16 protein-coding genes and 2 pseudogenes are annotated in these 21,505 nt (G+C 63.6%); 4 read left to right on the forward strand and 14 right to left on the reverse strand.

All coding sequences use genetic code 11. From position 1 onward, the window contains the following. Positions 1-308: 308 nt before the first annotated feature. The 7 genes and pseudogenes from NKJ91_RS12965 to NKJ91_RS12995 form a co-directional block, all read right to left on the reverse strand. Positions 309-1,244 carry an SLOG family protein gene (locus NKJ91_RS12965; RefSeq protein WP_352452161.1) on the reverse strand — a complete coding sequence of 312 codons (936 nt, stop codon included), beginning with the start codon at positions 1,242-1,244 and terminating at the stop codon, positions 309-311. A 314-nt stretch (positions 1,245-1,558) separates the two neighbouring features. Then, positions 1,559-2,605 carry a DUF7146 domain-containing protein gene (locus tag NKJ91_RS12970; protein ID WP_352455855.1) on the reverse strand — a complete coding sequence of 349 codons (1,047 nt, stop codon included), beginning with the start codon at positions 2,603-2,605 and terminating at the stop codon, positions 1,559-1,561. Further along, on the reverse strand, positions 2,605-6,963 hold the full coding sequence (locus tag NKJ91_RS12975; protein WP_352455856.1) for a strawberry notch-like NTP hydrolase domain-containing protein: 4,359 nt from the start codon (positions 6,961-6,963) through the stop codon (positions 2,605-2,607). The genes NKJ91_RS12970 and NKJ91_RS12975 overlap by 1 nt, the downstream gene beginning before the upstream one ends. A gap of 357 nt (positions 6,964-7,320) precedes the next feature. After that, positions 7,321-8,931 carry a DNA-binding protein gene (locus NKJ91_RS12980; protein ID WP_502903581.1) on the reverse strand — a complete coding sequence of 537 codons (1,611 nt, stop codon included), beginning with the start codon at positions 8,929-8,931 and terminating at the stop codon, positions 7,321-7,323. A gap of 25 nt (positions 8,932-8,956) precedes the next feature. Next, entirely contained in the window at positions 8,957-10,657 is a 1,701-nt protein-coding gene (ltrA, locus tag NKJ91_RS12985; protein ID WP_352455857.1) for a group II intron reverse transcriptase/maturase, read from the reverse strand. Between the two features lie 625 nt (positions 10,658-11,282). Further along, a pseudogene (locus NKJ91_RS12990) lies at positions 11,283-11,837 on the reverse strand (ParB/RepB/Spo0J family partition protein); the annotation flags it as partial. Positions 11,838-12,074: 237 nt separating this feature from the next. Beyond that, positions 12,075-12,287, reverse strand: a pseudogene (locus NKJ91_RS12995) (zincin-like metallopeptidase domain-containing protein); the annotation flags it as partial. A 149-nt stretch (positions 12,288-12,436) separates the two neighbouring features. Here NKJ91_RS12995 and NKJ91_RS13000 point away from each other — a divergent pair. Beyond that, complete coding sequence (locus tag NKJ91_RS13000) at positions 12,437-13,279, forward strand: TSUP family transporter (protein WP_352455858.1); 843 nt, start codon at positions 12,437-12,439, stop codon at positions 13,277-13,279. 38 nt (positions 13,280-13,317) lie between these two features. On the opposite strand, the gene merBA is transcribed toward NKJ91_RS13000, so the two are convergent. From merBA to NKJ91_RS13020, 4 genes are read right to left on the reverse strand one after another with little or no spacing between them, the layout of a single operon-like run. Then, positions 13,318-15,570, reverse strand: coding sequence for a bifunctional organomercurial lyase/mercury(II) reductase MerBA (gene merBA, locus NKJ91_RS13005; RefSeq protein ID WP_352455859.1), 2,253 nt, complete (start codon positions 15,568-15,570; stop codon positions 13,318-13,320). After that, entirely contained in the window at positions 15,567-15,815 is a 249-nt protein-coding gene (locus NKJ91_RS13010) for a mercury transport protein (protein WP_352455860.1), read from the reverse strand. The genes merBA and NKJ91_RS13010 overlap by 4 nt, the downstream gene beginning before the upstream one ends. A gap of 1 nt (position 15,816) precedes the next feature. Further along, the gene (locus tag NKJ91_RS13015; protein ID WP_352455861.1) at positions 15,817-16,110 is read right to left on the reverse strand and encodes a heavy-metal-associated domain-containing protein; all 294 of its coding nucleotides are present in this window, start codon (positions 16,108-16,110) and stop codon (positions 15,817-15,819) included. Between the two features lie 18 nt (positions 16,111-16,128). Next, positions 16,129-16,554 (reverse strand): mercuric transporter MerT family protein, encoded by a 426-nt coding sequence (locus tag NKJ91_RS13020; protein WP_352455862.1) that lies wholly within the window; start codon positions 16,552-16,554, stop codon positions 16,129-16,131. A gap of 85 nt (positions 16,555-16,639) precedes the next feature. Between NKJ91_RS13020 and NKJ91_RS13025 the strand changes: the two genes are divergently transcribed. After that, on the forward strand, positions 16,640-17,068 hold the full coding sequence (locus NKJ91_RS13025) for a MerR family transcriptional regulator (protein ID WP_352455863.1): 429 nt from the start codon (positions 16,640-16,642) through the stop codon (positions 17,066-17,068). 42 nt (positions 17,069-17,110) lie between these two features. Here the strand turns inward: NKJ91_RS13025 and NKJ91_RS13030 are convergent, their stop codons facing one another. The 3 genes from NKJ91_RS13030 to NKJ91_RS13040 all read right to left on the reverse strand — a co-directional run bounded on the left by NKJ91_RS13030 (position 17,111) and on the right by NKJ91_RS13040 (position 19,297). Then, a complete protein-coding gene (locus NKJ91_RS13030) occupies positions 17,111-18,043 on the reverse strand; it encodes an ArdC family protein (protein WP_352455864.1) in 933 nt (310 codons plus the stop codon). A 223-nt stretch (positions 18,044-18,266) separates the two neighbouring features. Beyond that, a complete protein-coding gene (locus NKJ91_RS13035) occupies positions 18,267-18,707 on the reverse strand; it encodes a hypothetical protein (protein WP_352455865.1) in 441 nt (146 codons plus the stop codon). Next, positions 18,704-19,297, reverse strand: a complete 594-nt coding sequence (locus NKJ91_RS13040) for a hypothetical protein (protein WP_352455866.1) — start codon at positions 19,295-19,297, stop codon at positions 18,704-18,706. Before NKJ91_RS13040 ends, NKJ91_RS13035 begins: the two co-directional genes overlap by 4 nt. A 321-nt stretch (positions 19,298-19,618) precedes the next feature. Between NKJ91_RS13040 and NKJ91_RS13045 the strand changes: the two genes are divergently transcribed. Continuing rightward, positions 19,619-20,050, forward strand: a complete 432-nt coding sequence (locus NKJ91_RS13045) for an excisionase (RefSeq protein WP_352455867.1) — start codon at positions 19,619-19,621, stop codon at positions 20,048-20,050. Continuing rightward, entirely contained in the window at positions 20,047-21,108 is a 1,062-nt protein-coding gene (locus NKJ91_RS13050; RefSeq protein ID WP_352455869.1) for a tyrosine-type recombinase/integrase, read from the forward strand. Before NKJ91_RS13045 ends, NKJ91_RS13050 begins: the two co-directional genes overlap by 4 nt. Positions 21,109-21,505: the final 397 nt, after the last annotated feature.

The raw sequence follows: 21,505 nt of genomic DNA on the forward strand, positions 1-21,505 counted from the left end.
AAAAAGCATCCTGCCCACGCCGGTTGTTCGGTGAGTTCGCCCAGATCCAGGCCCTGTTCGGTTAAACAGGCGTCGTTATTCGCAGCTGTGATGCCAGCTGCGACGCAGCTGAAACGTTGACGGCAAGCGTGACGGCGTCGCGCGCCTTTGCTAGGGCGCGGACTTGAGTATCGCAAAAAGACGGGCGGCGCTGGGAGCCTGAGATCCGGCATCCCGGGCCAAGCACTCCAGCGAGCTGCAAATACAGTACGCGCTGCCCGATCGCGGCCGTATCGTACAATCGAAAAAAGGGTAGGGGCGGGCAGCGCTTACGCGCCGCCTCCCTTGGGGCGGAAGTCGAGGACTGGGATGCCGAGCTTCTTTGCCTTGTCTGCAAGATTGTCCTGAATTCCGGTCCCGGGAAAGACGATGACGCCTATCGGCAGTACCTCCAGCATTGCGTCATTGCGCTTGAACGGGGCGGCTTTGGCATGCTTTGTCCAATCAGGGGCAAAGCCGATTTGGGGTACCTTGCGGTGGTCTGCCCAACAGGAGGCGATCTTTTCGCCACCCTTCGGCGATTTCCCATGCATCAAGACCATGTCGGGATGCCTGGCGTGGACCTGGTCGAGCTTGGCCCAGATCAGCTGGTGGTCATTGAAGTCGAGCCCAGCGGTGAAGGCGATTTTCGGGCCAGGTGGCAGAAGGACTTCCTGCGAGGCGCGTTTCTTGGCGCTGAGAAAGTCGCGGCTGTCGATCAGCGCAGAGGTCATGTTGCGGTGGTTGACCATCGATCCGCTGCGCGGTCGCCAACTCGATCCGGTGTGGCGCTCGTAGTGATCCGCGGCCTGATCACGCATCAGTTCGAAGGCGCTTTGGCGTTCGATCAGCGTCTGCCCTTCGGCCGTCAGGCGTTCCAGCTCGACGGATTTCACTTCGCTGCCGTCCTGCTCACGCTGGCTGCGGCGTTGCGCCTGCTCGTTGTGATCGAGTTCGCGCTCGATCCGATCTGCGGCGCGGTGAAAGATGTTGACGGTCGACCACAGAAGATCGTCGAGATCGGGCTCGAGGCGAGTGTCTTGCAGTGCCACGATGAGAGCGTCGAAGATGTCGGCGATCGCGCCGGCGACGCAGTGGCCCTCTGGAAGCGGTCGAGGATCAGGCTCATCCGCGAAGGGTCGGTAGCCATAGAGCTGGAGTTCGGTGAGGACGTGGTCGATGGGTGAAGACGAGTGCTGTGGTTCGTAGTCGTCATGCTCGCTCATTGGATGCTCCGCCGGTTGGACCGCGACCCTCGCGGCCTTCATGGCGACGGAAGCCGGCGGACGGGACGGACCTGCACCCGCAGCGAAGCGAAGGGCCGGAGTGTCAGCGGAGGAGGGTGAAGGCCGGCTATTTTGCTTCGCGATGGAAAGCGCTCCCTTGGGGAGCGCGCCGGAAAATAGTCGGCCAAAGACATTGCGGGTCCGGGTCGTTTGCTGGCCGATCGCCCTCTCGAAGGCCCTCAGGCGCGGTTCTCTCCGACTTCGGAGGCATCCGAGCGATGCAAGCGACAGCGGACAGATTGTTTCGTTCCGAGTTATCCCGCCACTGCCATGAACCGGGCGATGTCCTGCGAGGCGAGCTGAACACGGACTGCTGCTCGAACGGCATGCACGCCTAGCGTACAGAGATCTTCGTTGAGGTCCCCAAGTGCCGGCGAGAGCACGACCGCCTCGATCCCGGCAGCATTCGCTCTTTCGATCAAGGTGTCACGCGCGCCGTTACCGGCTGGATCGGCGTCGCGCACGATGTAGAGCCGTCTCAGCGTGAGGGGGAACAGCATGGCAGCAAGATGGGCGGCCGAGAGTGCCGCTGCCATAGCCATATCGGGCAGGATGCACCGAAGCGACAAGACGGTCTCGATGCCTTCGCCGCCCGCCATGACGTCGCCCGGCAGGCCAAAGCGAACCGCGTGACCGAGAAGATCGCCCATCGCGCGCCTCGGCGTACCGACCGATGCCTTGCCTCTGCCGGAAGGATCAAGCCAGGTGCGATGTGCGCCAGTCAAATGGCCGTCGAGATCGGTGACGGAAGCGATCATCGCCGGCCAGGTCTCAGTCGGCGCGTGTTCGTCGGGCCGGTAGTAGCAGCGCGGGTGAAAACGCAGGCTTTCGGTCCCGTGCAAAGCGGTAATACTGCGGTTGCGCAGATACGCCTCTACGACCGTACCCGCAATCGGCTGCGACATCGTAAACAGCCGACGCGCTGCTTCAGATGATCCGGATGGCGTGTCTACCGATTTCGGCCGGGGAGAAATCTGCTCTGGTTCGGGATGCGGCAAGCCGAGAAACGTCATTGCTTCATTCGCAACGTCCTTGAAGTTGCTGAAGCCGCGGCTTTCGCGGATGACGTCTAGAAGGTCGCCATGCTCGCCAGTCGCCGCATCGGCCCACTTGCCGGCGGCTCCTTTTCCGTTCGCTGACCCGACGAGACGCACGAACATTGAGCGGCCCGGCGTGTTTTGCACATCGCCGACAAGCCAGTAGCGGCCCTCGCGATGCCCGTTTGAAAGATAGTAGCGACAAACCGCCTCAGCCTGCTGGCCGAGGCGGTGCGCCAGTTCTGACGCATCGTGGCGGGCCATCACGCATCCTCCCGCGTGTCGATGCGCTGGACTGGATAGCCCTTCAGCAACTTGCCCAGAATTGCGGGTCCAGATGCGTCGGCGGGCACGAACATGCGCAGCTTCCAGGAGATGATCTCTCGGAAGAGGCCGTAAGCCGAAAGACGGTCACGCATAGTGTCGTTGAAGCCCGTCAGCTCGATTCGGCTGACGCCCATGAGGCGGCTGCGCCGAAGCTGCAGACCATCGGCGAGGTCGAGGATCGTTCGACCGCCCAGAAGCGCAACGAAAGCATCACTGGCTGTGATCGAAGGCGAGCTTGTTGCCAGTGCGCCCGCGATCCATGCTGGCGGGACCTGACGACCGATGATGCGCTCGCCATCGTCAGTCTGGAGCCGGTACACACGTGAGAATTCCCTGGGCAGACGCTTCCAGATCGGCAGCAGCATGCCGGCGACGACATGGATAGTGCTGTCCGTGAATTCGGGCACGTCAGCCGTCTCGACACTCCAGGCGTCAGCGAATGCAGCCTGCTCAGCCTCAACCCAGTGGCTCTCCGCCATCATCTTCAATGAGGCCTGATGGTGCTCCATCGGCCGGACCAGCCGGACGCGCCATTCGATCTCGCCGTTGTCGAGCATGAGTGCGGGCGCTGGCACCTGTACGGCGGCGCGGCCGGATCGGTTGTTGACCAGGAGCTTCGCGCGGGGATCGTGAAGCTGGGCAAGGGCATCGGCAAGTGAAACGGGTCGATTGCGCTTGCGCTGCGCGATGGTCAGCAGTCGCGTTTCCGCACCGGTGGCGGCATGGACATGGATGACGCGTCGCTCGGTGACGACGAAGCTCTCCGCACGCAGTGTTTCCAAGCCGATGTCGTAGGCACCGGAGGCGATGGCGCCCTCGATTTTCGCATTTAGCAATTGTTCGAAGGCCGTAAACAGGGCGGTTTGAAGCGCGATGGTAAGCGCCAGCAGCCGATTGAGGAAGGTCGTGATCGGCGGCAGCTCGTCCTTGATGCCGGTGGAATCCGTCAGTGTGAGGCCGGTCGCTTCCTCGAACATCTGGAGTGAGCAGCCGTCCACCTTGCCGCGAACCAGCAGCAGGTAAAGCTGCCGCAACGCGTCGCGGGCATAGTGCGACTCCAGATTGTCCTCAGGGCGAAATAGGCCCTGGCCGCCGGTCTGGCGCTGGCCGCGCGTAATGGCGCCCAATGTGTCGAGCCGCCGGGCTATCGTCGAGAGAAAGCGCTTCTCAGCCTTCACATCGGTCGCAACCGGCCGGAACAGCGGCGGCTGCGCCTGGTTCGTGCGGTTGGTGCGCCCCAAGCCCTGGATGGCGGCATCGGCCCTCCAGCCCGGCTCGAGCAGATAGTGAACTCGAAGGCGGCGGTTCTTCGCAGTGAGATCAGCGTGATAGCTGCGGCCAGTGCCACCGGCGTCGGAAAACACCAATATGCGCTTACAGTCATCCATGAATGCCTGTGCCTCGGCGAGATTGGCCGATCCGGCGCGGTTTTCGACGACAAGGCGATCGATGCCTCGAGTGCTGGTCTTGCGCACGATTCGGCGCGACCGGCCTGTCACTTCTGCTACGAGGTCGGTGCCGAAGCGCTGTACGATCTGATCGAGTGCCCCCGGCACGGGGGCCAGTGAAGCGAGTTGCTCGATGAGGCGATCGCGGCGGGCGACCGCTTCGCGGCTCTCCACGGGCTGGCCGTCGCGATAGACCGGACGTGACGACAAATTGCCTTCGCTGTCGGTGAACGGCTCGTAGAGTTGCACCGGGAACGAATGCTGCAGATACGAGAGGACATGTTCGCGCGGCGTGATATCGACGCGAACGTCGTTCCATTCCTCGGTTGGAATTTCCGCGAGGCACCGTTCCATCAGTGCCTCGCCGGTCGAGACGATCTGGATGACGGCGGCATGGCCCTGATGGAGATCGCGCTCGATCGAGCGTATCAGGGTCGGCGTCTTCATGCCGGTGAGCAAATGCCCGAAGAAGCGCTGTTTCGTGCTCTCGAATGCCGAACGTGCAGCCGACTTTGCCCGACGGTTCAGTGTCCCGGTCTCGCCTGTGACGTTGGCGGCCCGCATCGCGGCGTCGAGATTGTTATGAATGACGCTGAACGCTCCGGCATAGGCGTCGTAGATGCGGGTCTGCTCGGGGGTAAGCTGGTGCTCGACCAGCTCGTATTCGACACCATCGTACGAGAGCGATCGGGCCGTATAGAGACCGAGTGCGCGAAGGTCTCGGGCGAGCACTTCCATGGCGGCAACGCCGCCGGCCTCGATCGTCTCGACGAATTCGGCCCTGGTCGCGAAGGGCAAATCCTCACCACCCCATAGGCCCAAACGCTGCGCGTAGGCGAGGTTGTGGACGGTGGTTGCGCCCGTCGCCGAGACGTAGACGACGCGGGCGTTCGGCAGGGCGTTTTGGAGGCGGAGCCCGGCGCGTCCCTGCTGTGAGGCGGCGTCGTCGCCGCGTTCTCCCTTGCCGCCTGCGGCGTTCTGCATGGCATGGCTCTCGTCGAAAATGATCACTCCGTCGAAGTCGGTGCCCAACCATTCGACGATCTGCCGCACGCGCGAGACCTTCTCACCGCGTTCGTCGGAGCGCAGCGTGGCGTAGGTGGTGAATAGGACCCCTTGATCGAGGCGGATGGCCTTGCCCTGCGGGAACCGCGACAGCGGCGTGACCAGCAGGCGCTCCATGCCGAGAGCAGACCAGTCGCGCTGGGCGTCTTCGATCAGCTTGTCGGATTTGGAGATCCACACCGCCTTGCGGCGGCCCTGCATCCAACTATCCAGGATGATGCCGGCCGACTGGCGGCCCTTGCCGGCGCCCGTCCCGTCGCCGAGCATGAAGCCCCGGCGGAATCGCACGGCGTGCGCAGCATCGTCGCGCGCGGCAGAGACAAGATCGAAGGTCTCGTCCACCATCCAGGAACCGGCGAGGAACTCCGAATGGGCCTCGCCGGCATAGATGACTGTTTCTAGCTGCGCGTCGGACAAGAGGCCGTCGCTGACAACCTTGGCAGGAAGAATCGGCCGGTAGCTCGGCTTCGGCGGAGCAACGGATGCCATCGCCGCCGATTGAACCAGCTTGGTCGGATGCGGATGGGTGCCCGGAATGCGGATCGCCTGCAACCCGTACTCCTCATAGATGCCATCGGTGATGTGCCTGCTTTCGGCAGGCCTCCAGTCCAAAGTCTCGTAGGCAAGCTCGGCGCCTTCCGGGTCGGCGAGGCTGCGCACCGGAGAGGAAGCGGCGGATCTGGCGAGATCACCGCGCACCGTGTGCGCTGTGGGCCCCAGTGCCTTGACGGCGGGCGCAAAAGCCGAAGCGCTGACCGGCAGCCGTGCGGGAACGTGCTCGCCAATCCTGGCGATCAGTGTGGCGACATCGGGCGCCGTGCCGGCTGATGCTGGAAAGGTGCCTGGATTGTCGGCCGGCAGTTTGTCGATGACGGTCAGCCGCGTCTCGACGGTGGTGCCATGCCTGGCGTAGACGGCGCCGTCGATCGCGGCGGTGAACACCACGCGACCGCGCTCCTGGAGCCTGACGAAGGACTCGCGCCAGATGGGCAGCTCTGGGGAAAAATTTGCGCCAGTGATTGCGACAAGCCGCCCGCCCTCGGCGAGCCGGGCCAGCGCAGAGGCGACGTGACGATAGGCAGCGTCGGACACGCGACCCGAGACATTGGCCAGAACCGAGAACGGCGGGTTCATCAGCACGACGCTTGGTGCAATGCCGGGATCGAGATAATCATCGATCTGCGCTGCGTTGAAGCGAGTGACGGGGATAGCCGGAAAGAGCAATGAGAGAAGCCCGGCGCGGGCCTCGGCCAGTTCGTTGAGCAGCAACGTGCTGCCGCTGATCTCGGCCAAAATAGCAAGTAACCCGGTGCCGGCGGAGGGCTCAAGCACGCGGTCGGCAGGGGTGATTGCCGCGGCAGTCACGGCCGCCAGACCGAGCGGAATGGGGGTGCTGAACTGCTGAAGCGCTTCGGTCTCTTCGGAGCGACGCGTGTGAGTTGGGAACAGGCCGGCGATCTTGCCCAGCATCGGAAGTGCGGCGGCCGCAGAACCGGCTCTGCGGAAAAGCGACTTTCCGTATTTGCGCAGGAACAGCACCGTCGCGACTTCGCAAGCGTCATAGGCTGATTTCCAGTCCCATGCGCCGGACGCATCGGAGGCACCGAAGGCAGCTTCCATGGCCGAGCGAAGGTTCGAGGCGTCGACACGCTGACCGCGTTCGAGATGGGGCAGAAGAAACTGCGCCGCGCGGTGGATGGCGGCAGCTGGTTCGACAGCCGGGGATGAGACAAGCGGAAGCGGCACTGCCGGAGCGGCAGTCTTCGAAGAAACATCAAGCATGGAGAAAAACCTCGAGGAGAGCGGAACGGGAATGAACCGGGCGGCCCTCTCTCTCGACCAATCCGGCTCAAATCCGCCCTGGCCTCCCCTCTGGACTGCGGTCCTGCCGATAACGATCCTTCTTCGATCCAGGCGCTGCGCCGCTACCCGCCGTCAGTCCAACGACGACAGCGGCAACGCGGTTGGCAGCCCGGGGGCGATATCTTGGCACGCAGTGGGGACGGCGGGGCAGCAGCCGCCGAGCGAGAAGGACGCGGCAGAAGCGGCCAATTGGCTTTGCCCGTGTGTGAGAAAGTGAGCGTCCGGCAGGGGTAGGAAAGGGCGCGGAGCGGCCGAAGCCCCTCCGCGCGAGGCGATCTATTCAGCGGCCATGTGCGGTTCGCTGTCTTCAATCTGCGCATCGTCGTCTGAGAGGAATTCGGGCAGCTCTTCCCCATAGCCGTCGGCGCCGGCGCCGCTATCAGCGCCAGCACTGCCGTCGAGGTCGACCAGGCGCAGTGGCTCGGGCAGCCAGCCACTATCCGTCAGCAAGCGCTCGGCTTCCTTCGCCATATCTCCCTTTTTCAGGTGCTCGATCAGCTGCGCGGCCTGTTCGCCCTTCGCCTCTCGCACCGCCTCGAGAATGCGAGACTTGGTGATGCAGCCGAGATAGTTTTCGACTGTCGGTGTCCAGCCGGCGTCAACCATATCGAGACCGACCGCGCGTGCCAGTCGATCAGCTTGCGCGATCCGCTGCCGAACGCCGTGTGCCGAGACAGCGCCGCCATAGCGGTCGCCTTTCTCGTGGAGCGCGTTCACGCCGTAGCTGACGCAATGGGCGAGCAACGCCGCGCGGCTGGTCTCATCAAGTGAGGCGATCCAGTCCCAAAGTGCATTGTCCTCGGTCGGCAGGTCCGATTTCCAGGCCTCATGGCGTTCGGCCACCGATTTCGCCGAGGGGCTGTCCTTTAGGTCACCTGCCTGCAGAGGGAAGAAGACGTGACGGATCGAGGCCTCCAGGCACCCGTTCGTGGTGCGGTGCTGGAACGTGTCAGTGACCAGCTTGTGCAAGAGCGCTGTCATGGCGACGTGAGGGTTGCCGGCAACCGCATCGCGCAACGCCAGTGTCCGGTGTGCGGTCAACTCTGTCATCAGTCGGTCCGGCAGGGGCTTGACCGCATCGTCCTCGTCTTCCTCGCACTCGACTGCCTGGCCGCCAATGGTGACAACGGCACGGTGCACCGACGAGTCGGCAGCCCCGGACCCGCCGTCCCTTTTCGATTCATTCGCGCCGTCAAATGACATCGGCGGCACGTCCTCAGGCCGGAGAAAGCCGCGGTCGACCGAGAGCGAGCCGTCAGTGTCGATGCTGACGAACGCGCCGGCGATGGCGATGTCGGCCGGATCGAACTGCTTTGGGCGCTTGTCGAAATTGGCGAGCGCGGTCTCGATTTCACCGAGTCGCTGATCGACGTCTTCGGGCAGCTCGTCAGCACCCTCATATTCGGTTTCAAGCTTGGCATGCTCGGCGTTGAGGGCATCGATGGAAGCCTGCTCCTCGGCAGAGAGATCGAGCGGGTCACTCTGCAGCTGATACAGCCCACGCGTTGCGTCGTAGGGGAAGCTGACAGCGACCTCGACCCACTTCCAGCCCTCGGCTGCAACTTCCTGGGCAGCCGCCTTGAGCTTCTCTATCACTAGGCGGTCCAGCAGCGCTGCATCCTGCAGCCAGCCCCCGTCATCCGACTGGAACAGGTCGTGCATGACGATACCACCCGCGGCCTCATAGGCGTCGGTCCCCACGAAGACGGCGCGCTTGTCGGAGGCGTGCACCGTCGTTTCGGTCAGCATGCGCCGGATTTGATAGGGCTCTTTCGACCAGGCATCCCTGATTGCCTCCCAGATCTGCTCCTGGCGAGCGCGGTCTTCAGAGACCGTGAAGTCGGGTAGGAACAGCACATTGCTGGGCCATTCCCCCCTAAGAACCATACGTGCGAGTTTCCCCGCATACGGCTCAAGCCTCTACAAAACTCCCTTTTACCGGAGCCGCCAGTTCACCGTTCCAAGTATAGCTATGAGCCTGCCAGTGGCAGTTGGTGTGCAACAGCGTGAGGTTGGATCTTGCTTCCGATCCGCCGAGACCACGGGGAACGACGTGGTGGATTTCCCACCCGGTGTTCACCGTAATGTATTCTCGACAGATAGGGCAGATACCACCCTGCGCCTTCCAGAGCTTGGGCGCCAAGTTCCGCCCTTGCCGATCCATGAGCTGACCATGCCTGTCGGCAAAGTACCTATCCCATGACGGGTCGAACGGGTTGGCCTCGGCTCTGATCTTGCGATGACGCCGGATAGAAACGTCGGCGGCTTTTACGAGCCGCACGAACTTGCTGTTCGCTTCGTCGTCATTCACCTCTGCCCGGAACACCCAGTTTCGCGTGCCTTCCCGAGCGAAGTAACGATCCTTCACCCAAGTTAGCGGCTTATGCGGGTGCCTGCGGCAAGCCCACTGCCAGAGTTGCTTCCAGATGAGGTGATCGACCTTTTGGAAGGTCTGCGCCGCCACCTGATTGCGGTGATAATTCGCCCATCCCCGGATGACCGGATTGAGGCGGCCTATCACATATTCCTGTTTCGCGGTTCTGGCGTCCCTGATGATCGCCCGGACCTTGCGCAAGAAAGCCTGAACGCTTTTCTTGGCAGGCTTGATGAGAAGCTTCCCATCATATTTGCGCACGTTCCAGCCGAGGAAGTCGAAGCCTTCCTCGATATGCACGATTTTGGTCTTCTCCTCCGAGAGGGCGAGCCCCCTCTGTTGCAGGAAGTCCTCCATCAACGACCTTGCCTCCTCCAGCAGCTCTTTCGAGGCGCCGGTGATGACGAAGTCGTCCGCATAGCGGATCAGATTGACCTTGTTCTTTCGACATTGCGGATGGCTGGGAGCGAAGCGCTTGCGCAACACCCTTTCCATCCCGTCCAAGGTCATGTTCGCGAGCGTCGGTGAGATAATGCCGCCTTGCGGCGTTCCCGCTTCCGTCGCGAACAGTTCGCCATTCTGCACGAACCCGGATTTCAGCCATTTCTGAAGCACCACCTTGTCCGTGGGGACGTTGGCGATGAGCCAGTCATGACCGATGTTGTCGAAGCAACCGGATATATCCGCGTCGAGAACCCACTGGGCCGATACACGTTGGCGCAGTGCCTGGAAGCACTGTTCCGCCGCGTCGCGGCTCGCTCGCTCCGGCCGGAAGCCGTAGGAGTTCGGGTCCGCCGTGGACTCCGAGATCGGTTCCAATGCGAGCAGGTGGAGTGCCTGCATCGCCCGGTCCCGCATCGTCGGGATGCCCAATGGACGCATCTTTCCGTTCGCTTTCGGGATGAACACCCGTCTCAACGGCTGTGGCTGATAGCCTCGCCGTGCGAGCGACAACATTCCTCTGGCACGTTTACCCGGTGTATCCCAGATTTCTCCGTCAACACCGGGTGTCTTCTTTCCTTGGTTTTCGGTGACACGCTTCACGGCAATGGCTTTGCCGCTACGCGAGTGGGTCAGCAGCCATTGCAAAGCTTTCACCTTGCCCCAGCGGCCTTCCCGAACTGCCTTCGCGATACGCATCTGCAGCCGCCGAGCGGTTCGGTGCGCGCTAGCCCAGTCGATCTGGTGCCAGTCGACCTCACCGCCGGAGGCCGCACCAGTCATGGATATGACCGTCATTTGCCTGTCCTCCTGTCGAGGGTTCTACAAACTCTCTCGCGACGAGAGACCAGTCGGAAGTCTGCTCCCTTTCGGGCGGGGTGATGTTGGCGAACCGCAACCCCTATCCACGCCATTACAGCGCGGCATTTGCTTTCTCCGACCTCCCATACCCGCACCCCCAACAGCGTTCCTTGCGGTCGGCCTGCCCACTGCTAGGCAGAGATACGGGCTTATCGTGTTCCACGTAAGTGACGATGGAAGGTTAGGTGCCGGCTTTTCCCCGGTGGGTTCGAAGTCCTCGCTTCGGAAATGGCAAATCCGAAGTCCAACCCACTTACCATTTTGGTTCGTGCCTGACAGCATCTTTGGCACGTTACAACTAACGAGGTTTAACGCCGATTCACATATGTTCACCTTACTTCCAAGCCTAGCCTCCTGCCACATAATGCTTGCAGCTTCGCGTTCGCCCTCACGGGTTCTGCTTCACCCTTTCAGGATCGGAGTACATTGTCAGGATGGCTTCAGACACAGCAGTCTCCCGTCATGCCTGCATCCCTAGGCTACTGCCGGAGGAACGGCAGGTTTTGTCGAGTCGCCGTTAGACGACAAGCAAAACAATCACTTACGCAGCTTCACGCCGCACAGCCATGAGTTGCTCCAGCGTCATCCCGTCATCGGCATACACATCGAGCAGCACTGGGGAGACAGAAGCCAGCCTAAGCCGTTGCTTAACAACGTTGACCGGCACGAAAAAGGCTGCGGCAATCTCCTCCTCGCTCATGCCTTTTTGGCGCATGTCCTGGAAGGCGCGAAACTGATCGAGCGGGTGCAGCGGCGCTCGCTCAATGTTCTCGGCGAGCGACACCTCCTCGGCAACGATCGCGCTGTGACGGGCGCGCACGACACAGGGCACGAGGGCGGTCTTGGCGAGGCGCTTTTGCTTCACCAGCAGCTCAAGCGCGCGGAAGCGCCGGCCTCCGGCAGGTACCTCAAACATGCCAGTCTCGTTGCCGTCGCTGTCGACGACGGGCAAGACGCTGAGGCTCTGGATCAAGCCGCGGCGGGCGATCGAGGCCGCAAGATCCTCGATCGAGATGCCGACCTTGACGCGCCGGACATTGGACTGGGAGAGCACTAGCTTGTTGAACGGAATGTCGCGCGAGGACGACAGGGTGATCTTCTGAACGGCAGTAGCCATCGGGATGTACTCCGCGACGGGCGGCCGAGAGCCTCTCTCTCGACCTCCAAACCCGTCATGAGAATTCCGTCACTCCTCGCCCCCTGATGTGCTCGGCAGCCACGCGACACTTGTCGCGGAGCAGCAGGTCGGTCCTGGCGCTCTGCAACGACTTCGCCGCAGCGGGGTCCGGCATCGAGGCAGACTTCGGTCATGAACGCATCCGCAGGAAGACGCCGAACTGGAAGCGGGCGGCCATTACGCTGCCTCCCGCCGATCGTCGTCAGCGGCCACTTTGTCGGGCAAGAACCCCAAGAGATAATCCGCAGCCCTGCTTGCCAGAGAGGCGGCGCGAACGATCGCACGGTTATCCTCGCGCAGCACCTCCAGCCACGAGCCGATATAGTCGGCGTGACGCACGGTCGGCGTGATGCCCAGCGAGGCGCAGCAGAAAGCCGCACATATCTCGGCGCGTTATCTGAACAGTCAAGCTGTCTCATTACAGCGCCATAGCTGCGAGCTCGCTGATTCCACGCGTTAGTTCGGTCGGGCGTTACCGTGAGACACTTTCGACACTGTCCGGCTATAGTCGTGTGGCTACATCGAGATTGGAAGCCAGGATGCAGATGGACGAAGCCGCCACGCCAGCAGATAACGTCGGAACGCAATCTGCCGCTGCGCAGCGAAGCATCCTCGGTGCCTTTAGCGGAGGCGCTGGCATTGGCGCCCTCGGTGGACTGATCGGGCTCGGCGGAGCTGAGTTCCGGCTTCCTTTACTGATCGGTGCGTTCCGGTTCGTTGCATTGGAAGCGGTGATCCTCAACAAGGCGATGAGTTTGGTTGTGGTCGCTTCGGCGCTGCCGTTCCGAACGGCGGCCGTTCCCTGGGAGGCCGTCGCGGCAAATTGGACGATCATCGCCAACCTGCTGGCAGGAAGCCTGGCCGGAGCGTGGTTCGGTGCGGGATGGGCGACGCGGCTGAGATCCGGCACACTCTACCGGATCATCGCGGTCCTGCTGGTCTTGATCGCGTTGGTGCTCCTGGTCGGGCACGATCCGCATGGTGGCGGCCATCCGTTGCTCGAAGGGCCTGCCCAGTTCATCGCCGGTGTCGCTGCCGGCGCGGTGATCGGGGTGGTCGCGGCTCTCCTCGGAGTGGCCGGAGGCGAACTGCTGATCCCGACGCTCGTCCTCCTGTTCGGCTGCGACATTAAGCTAGCCGGGAGCCTCTCGCTCGCAGTGAGCCTGCCGACGATGCTGATGGGCTTCACACGCTACAGCCGCGACCGGAGCTTTACGGTGCTCGGCCGCAACAAGCGGTTCGTGCTCGTGATGGCGGCCGGGTCGATCGTCGGCAGCTTCATCGGCGCGCGATTGCTCGGCATCGCGCCGAGTTCGGTGCTGCTGCCGCTATTGGCGACGATCCTGCTCGTCAGCGCGCTCAAGGTCTGGCGACATCGTTGAGACAGTCTGATCACGGTGGTTGTCCTGATCGTGCTCGCTCAACCGGCGCAGCAGGACAGCTTGGCGACGTCCTTGTCGAACGAGAGCGCCGCGAGCTTCAAACCTTCGACTGTAGTAAGATACGGAAAGATCGTATCTGCGAGATCGTTGATGGTGAGGCCCTGCCGAATCGCGAGTGCCGCGGTCTGGATGCTGTCGGCGCCTTCCGGCGCGAGAATATGCGCCCCGAGCAGCCGGCCGCTGCCGGCGTCGGCGACGAGCTTGATGAGCCCACGGGTATCGCGAGCTGCGAGCGCGCGCGGCACCTGGTCGAGACCGATTGTCGAGACGCGGACGGCATGCCCGGCCGCGCGCGCCGCCGCCTCGGTCAGGCCGACGCTCGCCACCTGCGGGTCAGTGAACACGATGGCAGGCATGGCGCTGTTGTCGTAGCGCAGGCTGTCGCCATTGAGGGCGTTTTTGGCGGCGAGCTTGGCGCCATAGGCAGCCATGTAGACGAACTGGTCGCGACCGGTGACGTCGCCGGCGGCATAGATGCCGGCCCGGGTGGTGCGCATGCGCTCGTCGACGACGATGCCGCCCTTTGGTGAAACGGCGATCCCGTGTTCGGCGAGCCCAAGGCCTCCGATGTTGGGCGTGCGACCGGTGGTGATCAGCACCTGATCGGCGTCGATCGTCGTGTTCTGGCCGTCGAGCGAAATGCCGTCCTCGGTCTTGCGGATCGCACGGTAGGCGATGCCAGAGATCACGGCGATCCCTTCGGCCTCGAAATACCTTGTCAGCGCTGCGCTGATCTCGGGCTCGGCCTCGGGTAGCAGGCGAGACCGGCACACGAGCGTCACCCCGACGCCGGCCCGAGCGAACATCTGGGCGAGTTCCGCCCCGATATAGCCGCCGCCGATGACGAGCAACGATCGCGGGAGTTCCTCAAGGTCGAGCGCGGTCGTGCTGGTCAGATAGGGTACGGTCTCGATGCCAGGGATGGCGGGCACCGCCGGTCGCGCGCCGGTCGTGATGATGATCTTGCCGGCGGGAATGCGCGCGCCGTCTACCTCGACACCACCTTCCACGAGCCGCGCCGCGCCCTCGCGATAGGCGATGCCGTTATAGGCCGGCAGCAGGTCAATGTACTTGGCCTGGCGCAGATCGGAAACCAGCGAGTCCTTCTGGCGGACGGTTCCGCGCCAATCGGTCAGTTCGGCTTCGGCCATGATGCCGGCGAAACGTGCTGCCACGCGAGCGTTGTGAAGTGTCTCGGCGGCGCGGATCAGCGTCTTCGATGGGACGCAACCGATATTGACGCAGGTGCCGCCGATGGTGCCGTGGCCGATGAGGGCGACTTGCGCACCCTGATCGGCGGCCGTGATCGAAGCCGAGAAGCCGGCCGAGCCCGCGCCGATGACGACGAGATCGTAGGCGCCACCATTGCGACCGTTCGCGCGGACGGGGCGGTCTGTTGCTGCAGCGCTCTTCGATGTCGAGCCGATCGACGCGTGTGGTACCATCTCGAGGCCAGCGAGGCTGGGTCCGAAGAGAGCCCGACCCGCCTCCAGTCCTTCTTCGATCGACAGCCGAAAACCGGGCTCGTCCGCGTTGCGCTCGCGGCGCCAGGCGGATAGATGGTCTTCCGAACAGAAGAACGCCGTTGTCGCGCATAGTGAGTTCGCCGCGCACGCGCCTTCGTAATGGACGCTGAGCCACACGACCGCCGCCTCCGGTGCAACGCCGGCCAGACCCCGGCCCCGATCCCGCGTGGCGATCCGGATCGGCATGCCACAGTGGCGGCAGAGCGATGCGACCTTGATGTCGCGATCGGTCATGGCGCCGATGCCCAGCGCGTCGACCGCGCACATGGCATTGAGCGTGCATCCATCCAGCGTGACGTGGTGGCCGGTGTCCCGGTCGGTGAAGGGATAGGCGCCGACGATCCCGTCGCCGTCGAGCACGACAAGATCGCGACTGCGAAGCTCGTCGAGCAGAGGCCGGACGGCCGTTGCACTCAGTCCCGCACGCTTGGCGAGCGCGCCCAGCGTCGGGGCTCGACCATGTTCGGTGTAGAGCTGAAGCAACGCAACACGCACGCAGTCCGTGGTGGCCTCGTAGCCGCTCCAGCGATCGAACACGTATTCGGAGCCGACCATTGTCAGCAGGGCATCCTGGACCACCGGCGATGTGACCACGGACCAGTCCGGAAACGTCACGCCTGGCCGCACGGGGTAGCTCGGCGGTGCCGCGGATGTGGAGGCCGCAGCCTTGTCCCCAGGCAAGGGGGATGCGCAGCAATCGTTCATGGCTTCACGCCTTCCTTGTGAATCTTCGTCTCGCAGCCCGCGACCGTTGCCCGGCGATGATGGACGCCCCACGCGACGAGGCCGAGGCCCGCGCCGATCAGGGGAAGCACCACCAGACCGGCGCCTGCCAACCACGCGCCAAGGCCGGCCAGGGGCAGACCCACGGCGAGGAGCGGCGCCGCGCAGCAGATCGCGGCGAGGATGGCGCCGGCCACGCCGGCGCGGACCAGGGCGCGGTCGCTCATCTCAACTGCCTTGCTGTGTCGGATGGGCCGGATAGCCGGCATTCATGCTGGCGGTCGCGATAGTATCCGGGTTCGTCTTAGCGTCGTCGAAGGTCACGGTCGCGGTCTTGGCTTCGAAAGAGACAGCCACCTTCGCAACGCCGGGGACCGCCGCCATTGAGTTCTGCACGATATAGGGACATGAGGCGCAGGTCATGTTGTCGACGGCGAAGGTGACGGTACGCTCGCCGGCCCACGCGGCCGGAGCCACGATAACGGAGCCGATCAGGGTGAGCGCGCTCAAATACTTGGTCATGGATGAAACTCCTTTGTCTCAGGCGCGAAGCAGCAGCGGCGCGATGTAGTCGAAGGCGAAGGCGGCCAATACGAGCACCGTCGCGATCCAGAGCGCGAGTTGAACGAAGCGGCTAGGGATCGGGCGGGCACAGGCTGCGCCATCGGCGCAGGCGCGTCTGGGCTTCCAGTAGACGAGGTAGAAGCCGTAGCCGAGAAGGCCTGCCGTGCCGGTGACGAAGAAGGGCTTGTAGGGCGCAAGCGCCGTCAGGTTGCCGATCCAGGCGCCGCCAATACCGAGGCTGAACAGGATCAGCGGCACGATGCAGCAAGACGAGGCGGCAAGCGCGCCGAGAATACCGCCAACGGCGATCAGACGCTGCCGGCCAGCTTCGCCCCGCTCAGAGGCGGGCAAGTCTGTCGAAGCCGTTGTGATCCCCGCCGTTCCGGATCGCGATGCAACCATGTCTGCTCTCTCTTTCCTTGCCGAAATCCTCACTGTGCCGTACCATGCGGTCTGTAGTTCCTACAGGGTCAAGGGATAATTTGCGATGCGCGATCACGCCGTGGTGACGGGCCTGCAGCGGGCCGAGCTCGCCCGGCGGACGGGCTGCAATCTGGAGACCGTGCGCTATTACGAGAAGGTTGGCCTTCTGCCCGAGCCGCCGCGCACGACGAGCGGCTATCGCAGTTACGACTCCACGCACGAACGGCGCCTCCGCTTCGTGCTGCGGGCGCGCGAGCTCGGCTTCTCTCTCGATGAAATCCGTGAACTGTTGCGTCTCGTCGACGAGCGTGACCGGCCCTGCGCCGAGGCGCGCGCCGTCGCTGCCGCGCACCTCGACGACGTGCGGGCAAAGATTGCCGATCTGAAACGCATGGAGCGGGTGTTGAAGGACGTGGTCGCGCAATGCGCAGACGGCACGTTGCCGGAATGCCCGTTGATCGAGACGCTGTTCCGGGAGCGTGCGGTCAACTGATTGCGCCCGGTCGGACTCCCTGAAATGCCCAGCTTGGGGCGCCTATGCGGCGCCCCGGATCTTGTCGTGCTGAGCATCGGCCTGTCGGGCGTGCATCCAGTCGGCGATCTCTTGTGCCTTGCTAGCTGCCGTGAAGATGGCGCGCTTGTCGGACCGCAGCGCCTCGAGCCAGGAGGCGATGTAGCGGGCGTGATCGGGCCTCGGCTCGACGCTGAGGTTCAAGTCGGCGCAGATCATGGCGCTCAAGAGCTCGACCGTGCATTCCTCCATTGCGTAGGCGGCCGAGCCAAACCGGCCGGCGAGATCGCGGTCGAGGCGATGCTTGGCGCCGGAGGCGTGTCCGCATTCGTGGAGCAGCACGGCGTAGTAGGCGACGGCATCCCGGAAGCAGGCGAACTCGGGCATCTGCACATGATCCCTGGATGGGATGTAACAGGCCTGCGATCCGCCGTGGCGGACATCGATGCCAAGGGCGGCGCAGAATCGCTCGGCGTGCTCGATCCGCTCGGCCATCGGGAGCAGCGGCATCTCGGGCGGTGTGTATCCGTCGACCTGGGCGGCATTGAAGACGGTGTAGCCACGGGCAAACAGGCGCCGTGCGGGCTTGTCGTGATCTTCGTCATCGTCCTGACGATCTGTGTCGGCGCTGCGATCGCTCGTCTTCCAGAATACGACGAGCTGGCCGCGCTCGCCCTTGCGAACCTGAGCGCCGAGTTCGTGCCATTGGCGATAGGTGCCCCAGATGCCGGCGGGATAATCGGCCGCATTCGCCGCAACCCAGAGGGTGATGACGTTGACGCCGCGATAGGTCTTGCGTGAGGCGACGTTAACGGGCGTGGTGATGGCCGACCCGTCGTGATGCCAGGGCATGCGGTACTCTCCTGCGCCGGCCTCGATGGCGGCGATGATCTGGTTGGTGACGCGCTCGTAGATATCGTTGACGGTCCGGGCCTGGCTGTTGCGATCGATGGTCATGGATGCCTCCTGTGCTCGCCCTCTCCGTCGAGGGCGAAGCGGGCAGGGGCAGACGCGGCGAGCCGGGCCGTCACACCCTGTTCTCGGCTACTGGTGCGGAACAGGGTTGACGGGCCGGCAGCGTCTGCCACAACCGAGCCCCTGCCTCGACGGGCGAGCTCAGGAGACGTCGGCCATGAACGATGGCCGCAGGACCGGCCGGCGGTGAGGAATTGCGTGGCTCTCAGCCAGCGCCGTCTCGCGGCCGGCGCCGCAGCGGAACGACCTTGGCCTCATTCGGTCGCGCCAGTTCATCCTGCAAGCCGGCAATCACCGCGTCACACTCGGCAACCCGCAACGTCAGCACCTGGATGTGCTGCGCGAGCGTGCGGGTGAGCGCGCGCAGTTCGGCCATCTCGGCACCGCGCATGGCCCGGAGCTCGGCTTCGAGGGAGCGGACGCGGTCCTTCAATGCTTGAGGAGATGATCGCCGGTGGCGGGCTTCGGCAGCACGGAACGCGGCGAGAAGATCGACCGCACGGTTCGCTGTTGCCCGGCTGACGCCGGCCTCGCGCGCCAGGTTGGCGACGGTGAGCGCGCCGTCGGTGCGCTCGGGCCGGCCGTCGAGCAGCCTTGCCATGGCCGCCCTCAACGCGGCTTCGCTCTTCGGACCGGACGCGGTCATGCATCATCGTCCATGAGAGGCGCGATCAGCCGGCGCTTGCGTTCGTTGTCCTTCGTGATCGCTGTGCGCTGAAGCAGTGACAGGCGACGATCGGCAAGCAGCGCTTCGCCTTCTGCGATCGAGGCCTGCCAGGGCTCGCGATGCCGGGTAGTCAGACAGGCGTTCGGGCATCGATCAGGGCTGCATCGGGACAAGGCCGGCGCTGGTCGCTCGGTCTCCGGCGAGGCGGCCAGGCAGAGCGCGGTCGCGGCATCGAAGAGGCAATCACTGAGAAAGCCAACGTGTAAGGTCCGGCCAAGATGGGCGAGCATGGTGCGCAGTCGCTTGCGATCCATGATGCGGCCCGGGAGATCGCCAAGCTCGTTCTGCACACGCGCGAACTCGCGTCGCAACCGCGTGGCGCCCGGTCCCGCTGGACCCTCATCGCGAAGAAACGCCTCGTAATGGGCGACGATATCGTCGAGCGGGCCGAGTGCGCGCTCACGCTCGACGGCGAGGCGGAAGTCGGCCTGCGTCGAGCCCGCATAGCCCTCGAACATGGCGATCGAGGCGTGCTTGTACTGGTGCGTGACGCGATCAGCCGAACCCACTAAAGCGGCGCGCGGGAGTTCCGGCCCAAGGGAGCCGGCCAGTGAGTAAGCCGCGCAGCCGAAGCCCAGTCGGGAGCGGTTTCACCGGCCACGGAAACGGGGAGCCAGCCGAAAGGCTCGTGGAGTGCGCGTCGGCGCAACCGTTCCGATTAGCAGGTCAAAGGAGCATCTTTGCCGCAGGTGCTCCAGCCGGCGCTTTTCGCAGCCGTATATTCAGAGAAAAGATCGTGTGGCAGGGCATCCGGAATGGCGAGAGAGAAAGTGTGCTCAATGCGACCCGCGATCCGTCTGTTTCCGAGCGAAACTATCGGACCATAGAGATTGGCTGAGGGCTCCGTTTTGAAAATCCCCGACCAATTCGACGAGACCACGCCCCTGCGCGTCGCGATTGCAGCGCGAATTGCCTTTCCCGATGGCTCGATGTGCGCAGCAGGCCTACGCAAGGAACGTGACGCCGGCCGACTTGAAACCGAGCTAATCGCAGGAAAGGAGTACGTCACCTTGCTGGCGATCACCAGAATGAGGGAACTATGCCGCGGGCGTCGAAAGGGCCACGCCTCGTCTGGCGCGGCGAAAGCTGGAAAAAGGACGGAACACTGCGAAACAAAGCTGGATGGTTTATCCGCGATCGAACAACGTTCATCAGCGCTGGCAGCGGCGAAAAAGGCCATCCAGGACCTGAAGCTGAAAAGGCGCTCGCGGTCTACATCGCCGGCAAGTACCACCGAGCGCGCGGTGCCGAAGATGTCTTGATAGCCGATGTCGTCAGCGTCTACCTGAGAGAGGTTGCACCGAAGCATGCCGCGCCGGAAGAGACGGCGGCTCGGCTGGACAACATCCTCGATTTCTTTGGTGAAAAGACGCTCGCCGCTATCAACGGCAAGCTTTGCCGCGACTACGTCGCGTTCTGTCCCACCGAAGCCGTTGCGCGCCGCCAACTCGAGGATCTTCGTGCGGCCATCAACTACTACCGCAGGGAAGGCCACACGACTGCCGCACCGACGATTGTCCTGCCTGACAAGGCCGGTGCGCGCGAGCGCTGGTTGACGCGCAGTGAGGCGGCCGCCCTTATCTGGGCCGCGTGGCGTATGAAGCAGAAATGGAAGGGCCAGGAGAGCGACCGGCGTACCGGGCGACACCTCGCCCGCTTCATGCTTGTCGCGCTTTATACAGGAACGCGCTCTGCCGCAGTTTGCGGTGCCGCCATCCGTCCCACCAAAGGGCGTGGTTATGTGGACCTCGACCGCGGCATCTTTTACCGCCGCGCCGATAGCGCAAAGAAGACCAAAAAACGCCAGCCGCCTGTGCGCTTGCCGGACAGGCTGTTGGCGCATCTCCGCCGCTGGGCGTGCACAGATCTCGATATCAGGACCAAGGCGCGCGGCAAGAGCGCAAATATTGGTCGCAAGATATCGCAAGACTTTGTGGTGGAGTGGAATGGAAAGCCGGTGGGGTCGGTCAAGAAGAGCTTTAGGAGAGCTCGCGACGCTGCCGGCCTCGGTCCCGACGTCACTTCGCACACGCTTCGCCACACCGCTGCGACCTGGCTGATGCGGGCCGGCGCCGACATGTGGCAGGCCGCGGGCTTTCTCGGCATCACCGTGGATGTTCTGGTCGATACTTATGGTCACCATCATCCCGACTTCCAGGCAGACGCCGCCGAGAAGATCGCGAAGAAGCACGTCGCCGCCAAGGCGACGAAAACCTCGCTCAGGATAGGTGACGATGAAAACGTGAACTTGGCCCGATCGCACCACAGGTTCCCCACACAAAGCCCGAAAGGAAATGCAATCATTGCGGAGCGAGCGTGACGAAGGAACCCAGGAACCTGCGGCTTTGCCGGTAGCGCACATCGTTCGGGACGATGGGGTCGCAGGTTCAAATCCTGAGCGCGCTCAGGGTCCCTCCTGTCTGAGCGACCACGGGGCGAGCGGTTGAGCGAACAACAGAACCGCTTGTTGAACGCGCCGTGTCAGATCGAGCTTTAGACCCAAGGCTTTTCTGTAACGAACGCTGGCTATCGACCTGAACGTTACCTTGATGGCGATCGATGGTGTGACATCACTTCGGAACATACCCTAAAGTGACCGCTTTGCGCCGCATGCACGAACATGAAGTAATCGCGGAAGCGGTGGCCACCTGAGATGTGGCGGCGATGTTCGAACATCTGGCCGGCTGGCTGTCCTCCGATAGGATGAAGAACGGGCT

The organism is Mesorhizobium sp. M0040 (assembly GCF_040323505.1).
Lineage (GTDB): Bacteria > Pseudomonadota > Alphaproteobacteria > Rhizobiales > Rhizobiaceae > Mesorhizobium.

Coding starts and splice junctions, on each gene's coding strand:
- NKJ91_RS13015 (WP_352455861.1), bottom strand. CDS start 16,110: ATGACCAAGTATTTGAGCGCGCTCACCCTGATCGGCTCCGTTATCGTG.
- NKJ91_RS13030 (WP_352455864.1), bottom strand. CDS start 18,043: ATGACCATCGATCGCAACAGCCAGGCCCGGACCGTCAACGATATCTAC.
- NKJ91_RS12975 (WP_352455856.1), bottom strand. CDS start 6,963: ATGCTTGATGTTTCTTCGAAGACTGCCGCTCCGGCAGTGCCGCTTCCG.
- NKJ91_RS13035 (WP_352455865.1), bottom strand. CDS start 18,707: ATGACCGCGTCCGGTCCGAAGAGCGAAGCCGCGTTGAGGGCGGCCATG.
- ltrA (WP_352455857.1), bottom strand. CDS start 10,657: ATGACGGTCATATCCATGACTGGTGCGGCCTCCGGCGGTGAGGTCGAC.
- NKJ91_RS13020 (WP_352455862.1), bottom strand. CDS start 16,554: ATGGTTGCATCGCGATCCGGAACGGCGGGGATCACAACGGCTTCGACA.
- NKJ91_RS13025 (WP_352455863.1), top strand. CDS start 16,640: ATGCGCGATCACGCCGTGGTGACGGGCCTGCAGCGGGCCGAGCTCGCC.
- NKJ91_RS13000 (WP_352455858.1), top strand. CDS start 12,437: ATGCAGATGGACGAAGCCGCCACGCCAGCAGATAACGTCGGAACGCAA.
- NKJ91_RS12965 (WP_352452161.1), bottom strand. CDS start 1,244: ATGAGCGAGCATGACGACTACGAACCACAGCACTCGTCTTCACCCATC.
- NKJ91_RS12970 (WP_352455855.1), bottom strand. CDS start 2,605: ATGGCCCGCCACGATGCGTCAGAACTGGCGCACCGCCTCGGCCAGCAG.
- NKJ91_RS13010 (WP_352455860.1), bottom strand. CDS start 15,815: ATGAGCGACCGCGCCCTGGTCCGCGCCGGCGTGGCCGGCGCCATCCTC.
- NKJ91_RS12980 (WP_502903581.1), bottom strand. CDS start 8,931: ATGGTTCTTAGGGGGGAATGGCCCAGCAATGTGCTGTTCCTACCCGAC.
- merBA (WP_352455859.1), bottom strand. CDS start 15,570: ATGAACGATTGCTGCGCATCCCCCTTGCCTGGGGACAAGGCTGCGGCC.